Annotated in this window: 12 protein-coding genes; 8 read left to right on the top strand and 4 right to left on the bottom strand. The window is 73.8% G+C overall.

From position 1 onward, the window contains the following. Window positions 1-6 precede the first annotated feature (6 nt). The 4 genes from ACFWRT_RS01225 to ACFWRT_RS01210 all read left to right on the top strand — a co-directional run bounded on the left by ACFWRT_RS01225 (window position 7) and on the right by ACFWRT_RS01210 (window position 7,743). Window positions 7-4,041, top strand: coding sequence for a DUF5682 family protein (locus tag ACFWRT_RS01225; RefSeq protein ID WP_380949012.1), 4,035 nt, complete (start codon window positions 7-9; stop codon window positions 4,039-4,041). Beyond that, a complete protein-coding gene (locus ACFWRT_RS01220; RefSeq protein WP_380948929.1) occupies window positions 4,038-5,981 on the top strand; it encodes a hypothetical protein in 1,944 nt (647 codons plus the stop codon). Before ACFWRT_RS01225 ends, ACFWRT_RS01220 begins: the two co-directional genes overlap by 4 nt. A gap of 144 nt (window positions 5,982-6,125) precedes the next feature. Next, window positions 6,126-6,440, top strand: coding sequence for a hypothetical protein (locus tag ACFWRT_RS01215; RefSeq protein WP_380948928.1), 315 nt, complete (start codon window positions 6,126-6,128; stop codon window positions 6,438-6,440). A gap of 184 nt (window positions 6,441-6,624) precedes the next feature. After that, window positions 6,625-7,743, top strand: coding sequence for an NADH:flavin oxidoreductase (locus ACFWRT_RS01210; protein ID WP_380948927.1), 1,119 nt, complete (start codon window positions 6,625-6,627; stop codon window positions 7,741-7,743). Between the two features lie 30 nt (window positions 7,744-7,773). Here the strand turns inward: ACFWRT_RS01210 and ACFWRT_RS01205 are convergent, their stop codons facing one another. Next, window positions 7,774-9,132, bottom strand: coding sequence for a serine/threonine-protein kinase (locus tag ACFWRT_RS01205; RefSeq protein WP_380948926.1), 1,359 nt, complete (start codon window positions 9,130-9,132; stop codon window positions 7,774-7,776). A gap of 315 nt (window positions 9,133-9,447) precedes the next feature. Between ACFWRT_RS01205 and ACFWRT_RS01200 the strand changes: the two genes are divergently transcribed. Beyond that, window positions 9,448-11,385, top strand: coding sequence for a hypothetical protein (locus ACFWRT_RS01200; RefSeq protein WP_380948925.1), 1,938 nt, complete (start codon window positions 9,448-9,450; stop codon window positions 11,383-11,385). 227 nt (window positions 11,386-11,612) lie between these two features. Continuing rightward, entirely contained in the window at window positions 11,613-13,673 is a 2,061-nt protein-coding gene (locus tag ACFWRT_RS01195; RefSeq protein WP_380948924.1) for a phosphocholine-specific phospholipase C, read from the top strand. Window positions 13,674-13,797: 124 nt separating this feature from the next. On the opposite strand, the gene ACFWRT_RS01190 is transcribed toward ACFWRT_RS01195, so the two are convergent. The 3 genes from ACFWRT_RS01190 to ACFWRT_RS01180 all read right to left on the bottom strand — a co-directional run bounded on the left by ACFWRT_RS01190 (window position 13,798) and on the right by ACFWRT_RS01180 (window position 16,441). Then, window positions 13,798-14,700 (bottom strand): DUF2510 domain-containing protein, encoded by a 903-nt coding sequence (locus ACFWRT_RS01190; RefSeq protein WP_380949011.1) that lies wholly within the window; start codon window positions 14,698-14,700, stop codon window positions 13,798-13,800. An 83-nt stretch (window positions 14,701-14,783) separates the two neighbouring features. Beyond that, the gene (locus ACFWRT_RS01185) at window positions 14,784-15,485 is read right to left on the bottom strand and encodes a response regulator (protein WP_380948923.1); all 702 of its coding nucleotides are present in this window, start codon (window positions 15,483-15,485) and stop codon (window positions 14,784-14,786) included. A 2-nt stretch (window positions 15,486-15,487) separates the two neighbouring features. Beyond that, on the bottom strand, window positions 15,488-16,441 hold the full coding sequence (locus ACFWRT_RS01180) for a HAMP domain-containing sensor histidine kinase (RefSeq protein WP_380948922.1): 954 nt from the start codon (window positions 16,439-16,441) through the stop codon (window positions 15,488-15,490). Between the two features lie 369 nt (window positions 16,442-16,810). On the opposite strand from ACFWRT_RS01180, the gene ACFWRT_RS01175 reads away from it, so the two are divergent. Together ACFWRT_RS01175 and ACFWRT_RS01170 are read left to right on the top strand one after the other, a co-directional pair. Next, on the top strand, window positions 16,811-17,134 hold the full coding sequence (locus ACFWRT_RS01175) for a DUF3040 domain-containing protein (RefSeq protein WP_380948921.1): 324 nt from the start codon (window positions 16,811-16,813) through the stop codon (window positions 17,132-17,134). A 205-nt stretch (window positions 17,135-17,339) separates the two neighbouring features. Continuing rightward, entirely contained in the window at window positions 17,340-18,071 is a 732-nt protein-coding gene (locus ACFWRT_RS01170; RefSeq protein WP_380948920.1) for a FadR/GntR family transcriptional regulator, read from the top strand. The last annotated feature ends 71 nt before the right edge of the window (window positions 18,072-18,142 follow it).

Here is an 18,142-nt window from a genome sequence, read left to right as displayed (position 1 = left end):
GCTGCGATGCGGGCGGGTGCCGCCGAAGCGTGCGCGGGTGCTGCCGAGAAGCGGGCGGCCACCCAGGAGAGCCGGGAGGCCGCCGGGACGACGCGGCCGGTCGCCGGGGCGCCGACCGCGCTGCCGCCGCAGGGCCCGGAGGCCGGGCCCGTCACCCCGGAGGCCGCGGTGGAGGCGCTCGCGGCGGACGGGCCCGGGCTGCCGTTCCTGATCGGGGTGCGCCACCACGCGCCCTCCCTCGCGGCCGCCGTCCCGGCCCTGCTGGACGCGGCGGCCCCCGACGTCCTCCTCGTCGAACTGCCCGCCGAGTTCCAGCCCTGGCTGGGCTGGCTCGCCCACGAGGAGACCCGGGCTCCGGTGGCGCTGGCCGCCGTACTCGCCGACGGCCCCGGTGCGGGCGGCGGACAGGAGCCCGCCTTCTACCCGTTCGCGGACTTCTCGCCCGAACTCGCCGCCCTGCGCTGGGCGGCCCGGAACGGTGTCCCGGCCGTGGCCTGTGATCTCCCGCTCGCCGACCGGGCCTGGGCGCGGGGAGGTCCGGACGCGCCCGTACCCGTACCGGGCGTGGACTCCGTACCCGTATCCGTACCGGGGGAGGGTCACGGGCTGTCCGCCGCCCTCAGGTCGCGGCTCACCGGCCGGGACGGCGACGACCTGTGGGACCGCCTGGTGGAGGCCCCCGCCCCCGGCTCCCCACCCGGAGCGCTCCGCCGCGCCGCCCTGCTCACCGGCTGGGCGCTGCGGTACGAGGCCGAGGCGCGGCGCGGCGTGGACGGCACCGACCTGGTACGCGAGGCGTGCATGCGCGGGCACATCGCCGAGGCCTTGGCGAACGGGCGGCGGCCCGCCGTGGTGGTGGGCGCCTTCCACACCCCGGCGCTGCTGCCGTACGCCACCGGGGCGGCCACGGCCCTTGCGCCGGACGCGCCCGATGCGGCGGACGCGCCCGATGTGCCGGAGGCGCCGGAGGTACCCAGCGCGCCTGCGGGCGCACCGAAGGCCCCCGCGCGCGAGGCCGGTGCGGGTGAGGGTTCCGCGGTGGCCTGCACCGTCTCCCTGATCCCGTACACCTACCCCCTGCTCGACTCCCGCTCCGGCTACCCCGCCGGCATCCGCGACCCGGAGTGGCAGCACACCGTCCTGGACGCCGCCGGGGACCCGGCCGCCCTGCACGAGGCGCTGGTCCGCACCGCGGTCCGCGTCTGCGTCGCCCTGCGCGAACAGGGCCATCCCTACGGCCCGGCGGACGGCCGGGAGGTCGTCCGGGTCGCCGGAGACCTGGCCCGGCTCCGCGACCTGCCCGCCCCCGGCCGGGGCGAACTCCTGGAAGCCGTACAGACGGTGCTCGGCCGGGGCGAGACCTACGGCACGGGCCGCGCCGTCGCGTACGCGCTCGAAAGCGTCCTCGTCGGCACCCGTACCGGACGACCCACGCCCGCCGCCCCGCGCAGCGGCCTCGGCCCCGCTGTGGAAGCCGAGACCGAGGCGCTGTCTCTTCCCGGCCCGGCGGACGCGGCCGAGAAGACCCCGCGCGACCTGCGCCTCGACCCGGCCCGCTCCACCCTCGACGGGCGCCGTGAACTGCTGCTGCGCCGGCTGACGGTGTGCGGCATCCCCTACGCCCAGGAGCAGGGGGTGACCGGCGCGGCGGGTTCGGAAGGGCTCACCACGCGCTGGCGGGTGCGGTGGACCCCGGCCACGGCCGCGATGCTCACGGCGGCCGGAGCCCGTGGCGTCACCCCCGCCCAGGCGGCCGAGGGTGTGCTGCGCGGACGGCACACGACCGAACGTGCGGAGGGCGGCCCGACGGCCGCGCAGGCCGTACGCGGTCTCACGGAGGCCGCGGAGTGCGGGCTCCCCGCTTTGGCCGACGAGCGCCTGACGGAGCTGGCGGCCGTACTCCCCGCGAGCGGGACCCTCCCCGAACTCCTCGCCGGGCTCGACCTCCTGGACCGGGTCGCCGCGGGCCACCTGCCCGGCCTGGCGGTACCCCGTGACCCGTCGTCCGCCGGCACCCCGGACGCCCTCGCCGCGCTCCCCACCCGCATCGCGCACGCGGCGGAACTCCTGACCTCGGCGGCGGTGCGCCAGGTCGACGGCCTCACCGGTTCCGAGGAGCCCGAGGACGCCCGGGCGCTGCTCGAACTGGCGCAGCGCGCCGACCGGCTGGGCGGCATCCGGCTCGCCGACGCCCTCGCCCGGCTGGCCGCCGACGGCACCCCGCTGATCGCGGCGGCGGCCGGAGCCGTCCGGGTGCTCACGGGCCACGAGCAGGCCGAGACCTTCGGGGTGCGCGTCGCCTCCTGGGTGGACGCGGCGGTGGACAGCCCCTCACGGGCCGCCCTCACCGCCCGCCTCACCGGCGTCCTGACGGCGGCGGGCCCGCTCCTGACCGTCGGCGCTGCCGCCCTGGACCCGTTGCTGCACCGGGTCGTCGAGCTGGACGACGCCGCGTTCCTGACCCGGCTGCCCGCCCTGCGCGGCGGCTTCGACACCCTGAGCCCGGCCGCCCGGGACCGGCTGCTCGGCACGGTCGAGGAGCGCCTGGGCGAGCGGGTGGACCTCGCCGGCGCCGACGACCCGGCGGAGCTGGCACGCCGCGCGGTCGCCGACCTCGCCGCCCGCGACCTCCTGACCGCCCTTGGCCTGCCTGTCCCGCCGCCGGGGGACACGGACCGGCACCCGCTCTCGGCACCCGCCGCCAGGTCCCTGCCTTCGGCCCCTGAAACCGGGGTCTCGCTCACGGCATCCGCCCCCGGGGCCCAGCCTTCGGCCCACGCCACTGCGCCTCTGTCGGCGGCTCACGCCACCATCGCCCCGCCTTCCGCCGACCCGGCGCACCCCCACGCCACCGGGGCCGGTCCTTCTATCGCACCCGGCCCGAAACCCACCCCCACCCCTGGCCCCGGCCCCGAACCCGCCCCCGTACGGACCCTCGCGCCCGCCGACCGGTGGCGGCTCGTCCTCGGCCGGCGTCCCGACCAACTGCAGTCCGGGGCCGCCCGCCTGGCCACCGCTCTGGACGAGCTGTACGGCGCGGGGCGCGGGGAGGGCTCCCGCGGCGGCCTGCCCACCCCTGGCGGGAGTCGCGGCGGCCGCGAGGCGTCGTTCCCCGGCGTCCGCGAGTGGTCCGAGGAACTTGCCGCGCTCTTCGGCCCCGGCGTCCGCGAGGAAGTCCTCGCCGCCGCTGCGGCGACCGGCCGGCAGGACGTCCTCACCGAACTCGACCCGGCCGCCGCCACCCCCTCCGTGGAACTGCTCCGCACGGTCCTGCGCTACGCCGGCGGCCTCCCCGAGGCACGCCTCGCGGCACTCCGGCCGCTGGTCCGCCGCCTGGTCGACGAACTGACCCGGCAGTTGGCCACCCGGCTGCGGCCGGCCCTCACCGGCACCATGCTGGCCCGGCCCACCCGCCGCCCGGGGGGACAGCTGGACCTGTCACGTACGCTGCGCGCCAATCTGGCCACCGCCCGCCGCACGGAGGACGGCACGGTCCGGGTCGTCCCGGAGAAGCCGGTGTTCCGCAGCCGCGCCCGCCGGTCGGCCGACTGGCGTCTGATCCTGGTCACCGACGTCTCCGGGTCCATGGAGGCGTCGACGATCTGGTCCGCGCTGACCGCCTCCGTACTGGCCGGGGTGCCGACCCTGAGCACCCACTTCCTGGCCTTCTCCACAGAGGTCGTCGACCTCACCGGCCATGTGCACGACCCCCTCTCCCTCCTTCTGGAGGTGAGCGTGGGCGGGGGTACGCACATCGCCGCCGGGCTGCGGCACGCGCGCAGCCTGATCACCGTGCCCAGCCGCACGCTTGTCGTCGTGATCAGCGACTTCGAGGAGGGCGCTCCGCTCGGCGGACTGCTCTCCGAGGTCCGGGCCCTGGTCGCCACCGGCTGCCAGGTACTGGGGTGCGCCAGCCTCGACGACGCCGGCCGGCCCCGCTACTCGACGGGCGTCGCCGGGCAGCTCGTGGCCGCCGGCATGCCCGTGGCGGCCCTCAGTCCACTCGAACTCGCCCGCTGGATAGGGGAGAAGACCGCATGACCGCCGTCCCGTTGCCACCCGTCGCGCCGGAGGTCACGGCCACGCTGGTGGAGGACCTCTCGCCCCGGCTGCGCAAGCGGCTGGACGCGGCGGTCACCAAGCTCGGCAGCCGTCCCGCGCACCGCGACGGGGACACGGTGACGATCGCGGTCGACGACGACACCGAACTGCGCCTCCACGCCCCGGGCGGCGTGGTGGCCACGGTGGACGCCATCACCTGCGGCTGCCTCCTCGCCCCCGCCTGCGTCCACCGCGCGGCCGCCGCATGCGCCGCCCCGGCGGCGGACCCGGCCCTCAAACCCGCCCTCGAACCCGCCCCCGAATCTGCCCATGACGCGGTTCCCGACCCCGCCGCACAACCGGCCGCCCCTACGGTCCCCGACTTCACCCCGCCGCCCGGCGACGCCACCCCGCCGACCGCCCCCGCCCCGGCGCCCGCCTCAGCCCCCGCCCCTGACGAGGCCACCCCCGCCCAGCGCGAGGCGGCCGCCGCCCTCTGGTCGGCCGGCGCCGCCGTGCTGGAGGCGGGCGTGGGCGGGGCCGGCGCCGTCGCCCAGGCGGCCCTGCTGCGCGCCGCGCACACCGCCCGGCTCCGGCACCTGCCGCGCGGCGCGTCCGCCGCGCTCTCCATCGTCACCCTGCTCCGTGCGGCCCGCGCCGGGGACCCCTCCTACCGCACCGCCGACCTCGTCACCGCCCTGGCCGAACTCCTCGGCACCGCGCACCGCGTGGGGACGGCTTCCGGCGCCGAGCTGGCAGCCGTACGAGGCCGTGCCCGCCGCCCGTACAGGCCGGACGGCTCCCTGCGCCTGTACGGCCTGTTCACCGAACCCGTGGTCACCGACTCCGGCCACGGCGGCGCCCGCACCTGGGTCGCCACCCCCGACGGCCGGCTCTGCACGGTCGGCGACGTGGCACCCGGCGGGGTGGGACGCGCCCTGGGCGTGGCCGACCGCACCGTGCGCCTCGGGGACACCGCCCTCACCCACCGCGAGCTGGGCCGGGCCGGCCTCGCGGTCTCCGGGGCGACGGTCTCGCCGGACGGCAGACTGGGCGCCGGGAAGGGCGTCAAGGCCGTCAGCGCCCGGGGCGTGGCCTGGACGGAACCGCCCCTCGCCGCCCTCTGGGAGACCCCGCCCGCCGAACAGGCCACCCGCGCCCTGCGGTCCGTCTCCCGCTACGCGGAACCGGACGGCGATGGCAGCGACCTGCTCTTCCTGGACGTCGAACTCCTGGGCGCGGTCAGGGAGTCGGCCGGTACGTGCCTGCTCGCGCGGTGCGACGGAGGGGCCCCCGTCCGCCTCACCGTCGCCGACGACGACCCCGCGCTGGCCCACCGCGACAACCTGATGCTCCTGGCCACGGCGCCGGGGACACGGCTGCGGATCATCGGCCGCCTGGTGCCCGCCCCACACCCCCGGCTCACCCTGCTCGCCTGCTCGCACCCCACCGGGGAGGGAACGGTCGACCTCGGCTTCGACCGCCTGCGCCGCGCCGACCTCCCCGACCCGGGCGCCCCCGTGCACGCCGCTCCGGCCCATCCCGGCGGCCCCGGCACGGAGTCACCCCTCCACCTCCTGGAACGCCGCGTCGAACAGACCGTCCCGGCGGGCCGGGCCTCCCTCGGCATGCTCGGCGACGTCACGGCAGAGGCCCGCCGCCTGCGCCGCGCGGGCCTCCCCACGGCAGCCGGCCTGCTCACCGCCCTCCGCGCCTCGGCGGCCCGGCGCGAGCGCGACCTCTTCGGCCGCCTCCTCCCCGCCGACACCGACGGCTTCGCCGCCCACTGGCTCGCCGCCGCCCGCTACACGGCCGCCGTCGCCGAGTCCCTGTGCGCGGCGGCCTGGGAGCCGGAACCGGGCGCCCTCACCCACGACTCCACGGAAGCCCACGGCCCCGCGGAAGCCGCCGCCCCCCGACCAGCCGGAAGCCCTCGATGAACACCCCCCCCCGGCACGAAGATCCTCGCCGCCACGGCGGCCGCCGCCGTCCTCGTGGGCGGTGGCGCGCTCGCCCTGTCCCTGCGCGGGGGTGAGGAGCCCGCCCCGCTGAAGCCATCGGCCGTCGCAGGATTCACCCAGGCCGTGACCGGGGGCGACTTCCGCCTGTGGAGCTGCGCCATCGGCGCCGGCGACGACGGCAGCGACAGCCTCGTCCACTTCACCGTCACCCAGGAACCCGTCCTGGTCGAGCGGCACCGCGCCGACGACAAGGACCGGTCCGCCCTGCTGACCTGCGCGGGCAGGCCGACCCTGTTCCAGGTCGGGCACTTCTTCGGGCCGAAGGAGAAGCCCGGCCGCGACGACCTCCGCCCGGACGTCGACCTGCTGACCGCCCTGACCGCCCTGACCGGCCTGACCGACGCCGTCGCCGGCCAGGCCGGGTGCGAGCGGGAGTGACCGGCCCGGCGAGGGCCGTCTCGTCCTGGCGAGTCGGTCACGTGTGGGCGAGCAGGGTCACGTGTGGGTGATCGGCGCCTGCGGGGAGACCTGGGCCACATATAGGTGCGGTCGGGATGCCCTCGCCCCACCGGGGGCGTTGGCGTGGGGTGGTGCCCTTCTCAGCCGATGAACAGGACTTGATGTGACCGACCTCGAATCCGGCCGTGCGGCCGCGGCTCTCTCCCGCCCCTTCACCGTCCGCGGGCTCACTGCGCCCAACCGGATCGCCATGGCCCCCATGACCCGGCAGTTCTCCCCCGACGGAGTCCCCGGCCGGGACGTGGCGGACTACTACGCCCGACGGGCCGCCGGCGGGGTGGGCTTGATCATTACCGAGGGCACCTACATCGACCACGACTCCGCCGGGACCAGTGACCGTGTCCCGCGCTTCCACGGCGAGGACGCGTTCGCGGGGTGGGCCGGTGTCGTGGACTCCGTACACGGAGCGGGCGGCGCGATCATCCCGCAGCTGTGGCACGTGGGCGTCACCCGCACCGAAGGCGCGCCCCCGGTGGCGGACGCCGAACCGGTGGGTCCGTCGGGCATATCCCTGACCGGTGAGCCCAAGGGGCGCGCCATGACGCAGCAGGACCTCGACGACGTCATCGCCGCGTTCGCCGACGCGGCGGCCGCCGCAGAGCGTCTCGGCTTCGACGGCGTCGAACTCCACGGAGCCCACGGCTACCTGATCGACCAGTTCCTGTGGGCCGGGAGCAACCGCCGTACCGACGCCTACGGTGGCGACCTCGTCGCCCGTACGCGGTTCGCGGCCGAGATCGTCGAGGCCTGCCGGGCCGCGGTCTCCGACACCTTCCCCCTCTTCTTCCGCATGTCGCAGTGGAAGATGAACGCCTACGAGGCCAAGCTCGCGCAGACCCCCACCGAACTGGACGCCCTGCTCACGCCGTTGGCCGAGGCGGGGGTCGACGTCTTCCACGCCTCCACCCGCCGCTACTGGCTCCCGGAGTTCGACGACTCCGACCTGAACCTGGCCGGCTGGGTGAGGAAGATCAGCGGCAGGCCGACGGTCACGGTCGGCTCGGTCGGCCTCGACGGTGACTTCTTCAACGCCTTCGCGGGCAACGACTCGGGCGTCACCGGCATCGACCAGCTACTGGACCGGATGGAGCGCGACGAGTTCGACCTGGTGGCGGTCGGCCGCGCGCTGATCGCCGACCCGGAGTGGGCGGCCAAGACCCTGCGCGGACGGACCGGGGACATCACGCCGTTCGGCGCCGAGATGCTGAAGACGCTGCGCTGAGCGGGCGGAGACGGGGCCGGGCGAGAGGCGTCACCGCCCGGCTCCGTCTCCAGGCGTGCAGGTCCCGGAGCGGATGAACTGCCCTTCGCCGGCGGATGCGTCGAGGACGGCAAGCGTCCAGCGGGTGTAGCGCCAGTTCCTGTTGTCGGCGAACTCCGCCATGAGCCGGCCGCGTACGGCCTTCTCCACGGCACCCGCGAGGTTGGATTGCGCCGCATGGTTTCCGAAGCGGCTTTCGGGGTCGTCGGTCCACACGTAAGCCGCGTTCTCGACGGGGTCGAAGCCGAGGCTGATGCCGTCCCTCGCGCTCATGGGTACCTCGTTGATCCCGGCCGCGCCCGCGTTCCACGTGGCGGTGACGGCTTTGACCGCGGCGTCGGCGACCCGGATCTCCGCCCTGTCGCTGCTGGGGATCCGCGCCGTGGCCATGCCGGGCTCGTCGGCGTGCCACTGGCCGGCGATCTCGGAGAAGCAGCCGTCGGTGGACCGGCCGAATCCGATGGCCGGCGCCTCGGCATCGCCGTCGGACACCTTCCAGTGGACGGAGAACCGGCCGTAGGGCCAGGTGGTGGGGGCGTCCCGGAGCCGGTGGGCCAGGGCTGCGCAAGCAGCCATCTCGCCGGCCCGCCGGAACACGTCCTGGTATTTGTCGGGAAGCTGAGGGACCGGCCCGCCGGTCACGATCACCGTCTGCGCACGCAGGTTGAAGGTGACCGTGGGCTCCATGAAGTCCAGGTCCTTGGTGGCCAGCATCGACGCCATCCGGCGGCTGATCGCCCGCTCGGTCTCCTGCTCCTGGGGCGTACCGGCGCGGGTGCTGGCTCGCCACTCCTCGGGGGCAGGCTGCGCGTCGTCGTCGGCCCGTGTGTAGGCGGGGTGGGGAATGCCCGCCAGAGGGTCCGTGGGGACTCTGACGGAACGCGGATCCGCCGGGGCTGTGGATCCGCCGACGCGGGGGACGGCGGAGGCGGAGTGCGGGGCGGGTTCGCCCGACGGGGCCGCGGGCGGGGTGTCCGCGCCTTTCGACGCGGTGCCCGTGTCTGCCCGGTTGCCGGTGTCGAGGGCGGCCACGCCTCCGACGACAGCTCCGATGACCGCCGCGGCGACAAGAACGGTAAGGGCGCGTCTACGGGCCGGCGCGGCCGGCACCCGCCAGGCGGGGTCCTCCACCTCGGGCACCTGCCACGCCGCGACGACGGTGCCGGCCTCGGTCGGTGCCGGCGCCGTGTCCGCCGTGAGGACCTGCGTGGCCTGGGCGGAGAGGAGCCGGGCGCACTGGTGCGCCGCCGCGTCGGCGGTGATCCGCTCCTCAGGACTTTTCGCGAGCGCCTCGCCCACAGTTGTGCGCAGCTCCCCGGGGAGGCCGCCGAGGTCGGGTTCGGCGGACATCACCCGGTAGGCGACTGCGTCGGGGGCTCCGGCGCCGAAGGGCAGGCGGCCGGACCCGGCCGCCGGAGAGCGCCATGCTCACAGGGCGTTCGTTTCCTCTGCTTCCGCGATGACCGGCCTCGGTGAGGCCGTATGCCGGGCGGAGAACGGCATGCACCGTGCCACCTCGGTGGCTGGATCGTATCTGCGATCCAGCATGGCGCGTCGTGATATTGCACGTCCGGGCAGGTGTTGGGCAGGTGCTGGGCAGCTCCGTCGGGGAGTTGTCAGTGGCGGCGTCTAGGCTCGCAGACAGACGATGATCGGGGGTGCTCCGTGCACGACTATGCCTTGACTGCCGATGTCCCGCTCGGGCCGTTCGAAGGGACACTTGTCAGGGTCCGTTCGGCCAAGGGCAAGAACGCGAAGTTGCATGGCGCGGGCCGCTGCTCGCAGCTACGGACCCGAGACGTGGTGGTGACGCAGGTCCCCTTCGACGCGTCGGTGGTCAGACGCATGTGCGTACGTTGCGCGGAGTCGGGTTGTTGGGGACGGCCGACGACGGGGCTCGGCATCTTTCTGCGCGCACTGTGCGGGTTCGGACTGCTCTACCAGTTGCAGTCGCACGTGGCACCTGACGAGGACGACGCACCTGATGAAGAGGTGCGTGCTGCCGCTCAACTCCTGCTATCGCCTCCTGGAGACGCCGACGAGGACGACGAGGAGGCACGAGAGGAAGTCGAGTGGCTGCGTGAGGCTGTGTTCTCCCGCTGGCGCGGAGCTGCGACGAGCCTTCATCTCGCCACAACCGTCGCGGCCGATTTTCCTTGGCTGGAGGGGTGGGCGGAGCCGAAGTTCGCGGCGAAGCGGCAGCGCCTGGAGGCCCTGCGGGCTCAGGCGGCCTTGTTCGTCGATTCCGAAGGCCTGGCCTTGGCCGCCGCCGGGGCGGAGAGTGCGGCGTCCGGTCCGGAGCAGTTGCTGACCCTCCGGCTGCCACCCGTCCGGGCCGAGTCCGTGTACCGGCGTGACGGTGGCTTCGTCGAGGAACTGGACGCGTGGACCATCGGGGTCCTGGTCACCTGCTTCGTCGAGGCGGACTGGGCCGACCGCATCGTCACGCTCCGCGTCCCCGCCCCCGTGGCGGCACGGCTGGCCGCCGACAGCGACCTGGTCGGTGTCGAAGATTCCGCGGCAGAGAACGGCAACGCGTCCCCGGCGGCCGGCCCGAGCGGTGGACCGCGTGCTCTTCAGCCAGGAATCTTCGACGACGGCCCCGTCTTCGACAGGCTCCCTCTGGCCCAGGACCACCTGCGGGTGCTCCGCTCGGCCTTGCCTCACGATGATGAGTTCTACGCCGTGTTCTCACCCGATGGTGGGGTCGAGGTTCTGCCGGTCACCACCATCGACAAGCGTCTGGCCGACGGGTGGCAGGGCGTGATCCTTGCCGGCGTTTCCGACCTGCCTGCCAAGGCGGTCGAGCCGTGGTGCGAGGAGGTCGGGCCGAGACCCCCATCAGGTGAGGGCATATGGCCCGAGCGAGTCCGTGAACCGCAGGACCCACGTTTCGGCTGGGAGCTGAGCCTCGCCGACGGCGCCCGGACGGCTGCCTGGACGGTCTACGAGGACCGCCACAGAGAACGGAATCTACGCCTGCTGGCCATGGCGCGGGGCGTGCCGGACCTGCGGGCGCTCGACGGTGGCCGCGACGGAGACGGAGGCGCCCGCAGCCTGCCCCTCGCTGTCTGGCAGGGTCTGCTCGCGGGAGACCTGCCGGATCTTCGGCCGTTCCGGAAGCCCTCCGCGGACCGCCGGCGCGGCGGCAGCGGTATCCCGCTCGGCCCTCTCGCCGACGTCCAGGTCTATGCCTCGAACGCTGATCCGCGCTATCAGGGCAAAGGGCACTCACCGCTGTGCCGACATACCCGGGAGCGTGGTGTCGTCCACCATGACGATTTGCTGAGAGTTACGGATCTGTTGACCCGGGACGACTTCGACTGGTGCAGCAAGTGCGGCGGTTACGCGATGCGCAGGCTGACCGACCTTCAGCTGTCCTACTACCGGGCGTCGCACCGGCTCCACGACATCGCTGAGCAACTGGACAGCACGCGTGGCGGGTACGGACGCCCTGACCTGGATGTGATGGGTCCCCGATTGGGCGAGTTGGCGCAGTGGCGCCCCGCCGGTGAGAAGTACTGGTACGGCCAGCACGCCCAGGAATGGCGTGCGGTTGTCAGTGACGTACGGCGCAAAGCGGAGAGCGCCGGGCGCGAGTAGGGCCGCTGAATGCACCTGGTGCGCAGGTCAAAGGTCTTGGCGTCCCACCTGACGCCTCATGACCGGCTGTCGGGGGCGCGACCCGCTCATCCTCGGCGGGCCGAACTCCATCTTGGCGGGCCGTACCGCCCGCATTCACCGGTGCGTCACGACCCCTTCCCTTCTGTTCGGTTCTCTTGGAGCATTCTGTTCGCTTCTGTTCCCCCACTCCAAGAGGCCCCCCACGCATGACTGAGATGAATCGGCGCCGGTTTCTCCAGATTGCCGGTGCGACCGCAGGATTCAGCGCCTTGTCGGGCAGCATCGACCGGGCCGCCGCCATCCCCGCCCACCGGGCCAGCGGGACGATCCAGGATGTCGAGCACATCGTCGTCCTGATGCAGGAGAATCGTTCCTTCGATCACTACTTCGGGGCGATGAAGGGGGTCCGCGGGTTCGGCGACCCGCGGCCCGTGACCCTGCCGAGCGGGAAGTCCGTCTGGCACCAGGCGGACGCCGCCGGCAAGGTGACGTTGCCGTTCCACCCGACCGCCGACGACCTGGGCATGCAGTTCCTCCAGGGCCTCAACCACGACTGGCCGGGCGGCCAACGGGCGTACAACGGGGGCCGCTACGACCGGTGGGTACCGGCCAAGACCCCCACGACCATGGCCTACCTCACCCGCGAGGACATCCCCTTCCACTACGCGCTCGCCGACCGCTTCACCGTCTGCGACGCCTACCACTGCTCCTTCATCGGAGCCACCGACCCCAACCGCTACTACCTCTGGTCCGGTTACACCGGCAACGACGGCTCGGGCGGCGGCCCGGTGCTCGGCAACGAGGAGCGGGGCTACGGCTGGAGGACGTACCCCGAACGGCTGGAGGAGGCCGGGGTCTCCTGGAAGATCTACCAGGACATCGGCGACGGCCTGGACGCGGCAGGACACTGGGGCTGGATCAACGACGCCTACCGGGGCAACTACGGCGACAACTCGCTGCTGTACTTCAACAAGTACCGCAACGCCAAGCCCGGCGATCCGCTGTACGACAAGGCGCGCACGGGCACCGACGTGTCCGCCGGCGGCGGCTACTTCGACGCGATCGCGGCCGACGTGCAGAGCGGGAAGCTGCCGCAGATCTCCTGGGTCGCCGCCCCCGAGGCCTTCACCGAGCACTCCAACTTCCCGTCCAACTACGGCGCCTGGTACATCGCGGGCCTCCTCGACGCCCTCACCTCCGACCCCGAGGTCTGGAGCAGGACCGCCCTGTTCATCACGTACGACGAGAACGACGGCTTCTTCGACCATGTCGTCCCGCCCTACCCGCCGGCCTCGGCGAACCAGGGCCTCTCCACGGCCGACACCACCACCGAGATCTACCCGGGCGGGCCCTCGTACGGCGCGGGTCCCTACGGGCTCGGCCCGCGTGTCCCGATGCTCGTCGTCTCGCCGTGGAGCACCGGCGGCTACGTCTGCTCCGAGGTCTTCGACCACACCTCCGTCCTACGGTTCATGGAGCAGCGCTTCGGCGTGCACGAGCCCAACATCTCGCCCTGGCGGCGGGCGATCTGCGGCGACCTCACCTCCGCGTTCGACTTCGGCCGCACCGAACCCGCCCCCGACGACCTCCCGGACACCTCGGCGTACGAGCCCCCGGACCGCGAGCGCCACCCCGACTACCGGCCCACCCCGCCGGCCGTCGGCGCCATGCCCGCGCAGGAACCGGGCAGCCGCCCCACCCGGCCGCTCCCGTACGAGCCCTACGTCGACGCGGCCGTGGAACCGGGCAGCGGGAAGATCGCCCTCACGTTCAGCCCGGGGACGGCGGCCGGGGCGCAGTTCTACGTCACCTCCGCCAACCGCACCGACGCCCCCTGGACGTACACCACGGGCGCGGGCCGGACCCTCACCGACCGCTGGAACTCCGCCTACTCCGGCGGCAGCCACGACCTCACCGTGCACGGCCCGAACGGCTTCCTGCGTACGTTCCGGAGCCCGGGCGCTACCGCCGGACCCGAGGCCACCGCCCGCCACAACGCCACCAGCGGCAACTTGGACCTCACGCTCACCAACTCCGGCGCCAAGAACGCCGTACTGACGATCGCCAACGCCTACGGGGGAGCCAAGCAGACGGTCACCGTACGGCCGGGGGCCACCGTCTCCCGCACGGTCGACCTGCGGGCGGGCAAGCGCTGGTACGACGTGTCCGTCACCGCCGGCGCCGGACCGGGCTTCCTCCGCCGGTTCGCGGGCCATGTGGAGACGGGGGCCGCCGGAGTCAGCGACCCGGCGACCGTCACGGCATGAGGCGCGCCGGGAGACCGGCCGAGGTGCGTCGGGAGACCGGCTGACCGTGTTGGGAGACCGGTGGAACGTGGCGGGAGCCGGGCCGGACCCTGTGGTCCCGCCCGGCTCCCGTACGCGGTGGGGGTCAGGCGGCTCCGCCGTCGCCCGCACCCGACGCGGCCTTGATGCCCTTGACGATCTCGTCCAGGACGGACAGCTTCGGCGCGTCCTTGTTGATGTCGAAGCCGGACCGGACCACCACCAGCATGTCCTTGGAGGCGGGGGAGGGGAACACCAGCGATTCCACGTAACCGTCGTCGCCCTTCTCCGTCACCACCTTCCACCGCACCGCGTAGCCCTTCTGCCCCGCCACGGTGACCGCGCCGGACCTGATCTCCTCGTGCGAGGTGATCTTCCCGTACGAGTCCCCGCCGTAGGACTCCTCGGCGTTGACGGCGATGTCCTTCTTCGCCGCCTCCTCCGCCGTCCCGGCCGTGAGCTTCAGGGCCACCGCCGGGGCCGAGAAGATCCCGCCCCGTACACACGTCTTGGCGGGGCCGCCGGGGCAGGCGTGCTCACCCGTCGTCAGACCGGCGCCCACCGCGGCCGACTTGCCCGTCCACCCCTTGGGCACCGGCATGCTGATCCCCGCCGCCAGGTCCGTGGCGTAGCCCGGCTCCGTGGGCGGGAGCTGCTCGCCGGGGCCCTGGGAGCCGCCGCCGTCCTCGCCGTCCTTGTCACCTTCGCTCCCGTTCCCGCCGTCGGGTGCGCCGGACCCGTCGGGGGCGGGCGGGGGCGCGGACGGCGAGGCGACCGCGATGCCCGGCCGACCGCCGTCGTCCTCCCGCAGCAGGTACATCCCGCCCCCGATCGCGGCGAGCACCACGGCGCCGACGGTCACGCCGACGCCGATACGGAGGCCGCGGCGGCGGACCGCGGCGGGCGACGGGCGGACGTGGCCCGTCCACTGCGCTCCGTCCCACCAGCGTTCCTGATCGGGGCCTTTACCTGAATGCCCGGGGTCTGGATGCCAGCCGGGCGGGGTCATGTGGGTCACGGATGCACTTTATGCGGGCAGGGTGAGAATCACATGAACTGCCTGCCGCGCGAGGGTCTGCGTGGGGTCGGTCGTCACGGTTCGATCAGGCCCGCGCGGATCGCGTACCGGGTGAGCTCCAGGCGGTCGCGCAGCCCGAGCTTCTGGAGGAGGTTGGCACGGTGCCGCTCCACGGTCTTGACGCTGATGACGAGCAGCTCGGCGATCTCCTTGGAGGAGTGGCCCTCGGCGACCAGCTTGAGGATCTCCTCCTCGCGTTCGGTGATCGCCCGGGCCGGCAGGTCCTCGCCGTCCCTGGCCCGGTCGAGGAAGTTCCGGATGAGCGCCGTGACCGCGCCCGGGTAGAGGAACGGCTCGTCGCGCATCGCCGCCCGGCAGGCCTCCACCAGGTCCCGGTCGGCGACCGACTTGAGGACGTACCCGGCCGCACCCGCCTTCAACGCCTCGAAGAAGTACTGCTCGTTGTCGTACATCGTGAGCATCAGGATGCGCAGCCCGGGCAGCACCCGGGACAGCTCGCGCGCTGCCTGCAGACCCGTCAGCCGGGGCATCGCGATGTCCAGGATGGCCAGGTCCGGCCGTTCGGCGCGGGCCATCTCGATGGCCTCGGCGCCGTCGCCGGCCTCGGCCACGACGGTGAGGTCCGGCTCGCCGTCGAGGATCAGCCGGACCCCCCGGCGTACCAGGGCGTGGTCGTCGGCCAGCAGGATCCGGGTCGGCGCGGCGGGGCCCCGGGAGCTTGTGCCCCGCGAAGGGGACGGGGAGGAGAGGGGCATGGTCACCGGCTTCCGTTCCGGACGGGCACATCGAGACGTACTTCGGTACCGCCCTGCGGCCCCGCGCCGAGGAACAGCTCGGCGCCGATCAGCAGGGCGCGCTCCCGCATACCGCGCAGCCCCGCGCCCTCGGGGGTGTCCCCGAGGCCCCGGCCGTCGTCGCGGATGCGCAGCTCCACCCCGCAGGGGCTGCTGCGCAGGGAGAGTTCGAGCCGTGAGGCGCGGGCGTGGCGGACCGTGTTGGTGAGCGCCTCCTGCGCGATCCGGTAGACGACCAGCTCGGCCTCGGCGTCCAGTTCGGGCAGGTCCTTGCCCATCTGCCGGCGGATCGTCAGCCCGTCGGGCGTCGGTGTCTCGGTGCTGAGCGCCGTGAGGGCGCTGACCAGACCCAGCTCCTCCAGCACCCCCGGGCGCAGTCGGCGGGCGATCCGGCGGATCTCGTCCAGGGAGCCACGAGTGATCTCCTGCACCTGCCGCAGCTCGCCGCGGAGCGGCTCGGGGGCGTGGTCGGCGACGCGCTTGAGTTCGAGGAGGACCGCGGTGAGGGTCTGCCCGACCTCGTCGTGGAGCTCCTGGGCCACCCGGCGGCGCTCGGCCTCCTGGGCGGAGAGCGCGCGGGCGCTGCTGGTGGCGCGTTCGGCCTCCAGCCGGTCGAGCATCGTGTTGAACGTCTCGATCAGGGCGGCGATCTCGCCGTGTCCGGCCACCTCGGGGCGCGGACTCGGGCGCAGCAGGTCGGTCGTGGTCATCGCGCGGGTGACCCGCTGGAGCGGGAAGAGGCCGAGCCGGAGCAGGGCCGCGTTGGCGGCGAGCATGAAGGCGATCCCCCCGGTCAGGATCATCGCCTCCGTCAGCAGGACGGGCGTGGAGATGGTGACCGGGCCGAGCAGCAGCAGGGCCCCCGCGGCTACGAGCACAGCGGCGTTGAGCAGAAAGATCCGCCAGAACAGGGACAAGGGAGCACGGCCTCCATCGGACGTCGCAGCAATCGCGGCATTGCGGGCGTCGACGCGGGACTCGCGCGCATGCGCGGGTCCTTGCGGGCGTTCGCGGGCGTTGACGTGGGCGTCGACAGCCTCCACTATCGTCGCTGCGCGCGCGAAACACACCGTCGCCCGGCTGCCGCCCGCCCCGGCGGTGGGAGGGGCACCCGGCCCACCCGCGCGTCTGCATGGTGCACACCCCCGGATATGGGTGCTGCCCCCGATAGTCCTTCCGGACGTGCCCGCGGATCATGAACTCAGGGCCCGGGGGCCCTGCTCGTGCCGCATCACCGGGCCGGCGCCGGAGGGACCGAGAGGTCTCCGTACCGGGAGGGAGACACCATGCCCACGTACGACGAACGGCTGCGCGCCCTTGAGGAGCAGCTGCATCGCGACGACCCCGGTTTCGCGGCGGCGATGTCCGACGGCACCCCGCGCAGCCCCCGCGAGTACCGCCGCCGCGACGCCTGGCTGGCCATGGCCTTCGGGCTCACCGCCCTGGGCATGGGGATCGCCATCGGCCACGGACTCCTGATCGCCACCGGACTCGTGGTGGCGGGAGCGGCCGCCCATCTCTTCGACCCGCAGCGCGGCCGCCTGCACGGCAAGGACATCCCGGGAACCCCTGGAAGCCAGGGAACCCCTGGAAAGCCGGGAACACCCTGACACGCGGCGCCCGCACCGCCGCTTCCCCCGGCCGCTCCGCACGGGCCGACCGAGGCCCCGACCGCCGAAAACCGGTCGGGGCCTTCGTGTGCTCGGAAAAGAGGACCTTTGTTTGGTCCTACCTCTGAAGGGTGAAAGGTCCGACCACACTGCATGTGTGACATACGCTGCTGGTCCCGGAACCGGGCGAAGCAGGGAGTGGCGGATGTCGGTCGAATGGCAGCCCGTACGGCAGTCCCGTACGCACGAACTCGTCCTCCGCTCCATCGAGGAGCGGGTTTTCGCCGGCGAGCTCAAGGCGGGCGACCGGCTCCCGCCCGAGCGGGAACTGGCCCCCGTGCTCGGCGTCAGCCGGTCCGCCCTGCGCGAGGCGCTGCGGGTGCTGGAGACCATCGGCGTACTGGTGGCCCAGCCCGGCCGGGGCCCGGACGCCGGGGCCCGGATCGTGCGCAACCCGGACGACGCCCTGGGCCGGCTGCTGAGGCTTCACTTCGCCCTCGGCAGTCACAGCCTCCAGGACGTCCTGGAGGCCCGGGTCGTCCTGGAGCGATCCAGCTTCGAGGGGGCCGCCGGCTATGCGTCGTCCGAGGATCTCGACGAGGCGGAGGAGCTGGTACGGGGGATGGCGGAGCCGGGCGTCGGGGTGGGCGCGTTCAACGACCTGGACACCCGCTTCCATGTGCTGATCGCCCGCAGCTCCGGAAACGCGCTGACCTCCACCCTCACCTCCGCCGTACGGGAATCGGTGCGCCCGCTGATCCTGCGCGCCCTGGAAGGGGTCAAGGACTGGCCCGCCACCGCCCATGCTCTCAACGCGCAGCACCGCGCCCTTCTGACGCTGGTGCGCGAGGGGCGGGGGGCCGAGGCCGCCGACCTGGTGGAGCAGCACATCCGGGGGCTGCACGGCACGCTCGTGGACGATCCGTTCGGGCCGTAGCGGCGGGGGCGGGGGCGCGCCGGTTGACGGGTTCGCGCCGGCGGCCTGTCCGGCGTGGCCCATTCCTTCGA

It is taken from the genome of Streptomyces cyaneofuscatus, assembly GCF_042718795.1.
Classification (GTDB): domain Bacteria; phylum Actinomycetota; class Actinomycetes; order Streptomycetales; family Streptomycetaceae; genus Streptomyces; species Streptomyces cyaneofuscatus_A.
The sequence above is the reverse complement of the archived record's forward strand: the minus strand, read 5'-3'. Positions and strand labels throughout refer to the sequence as shown.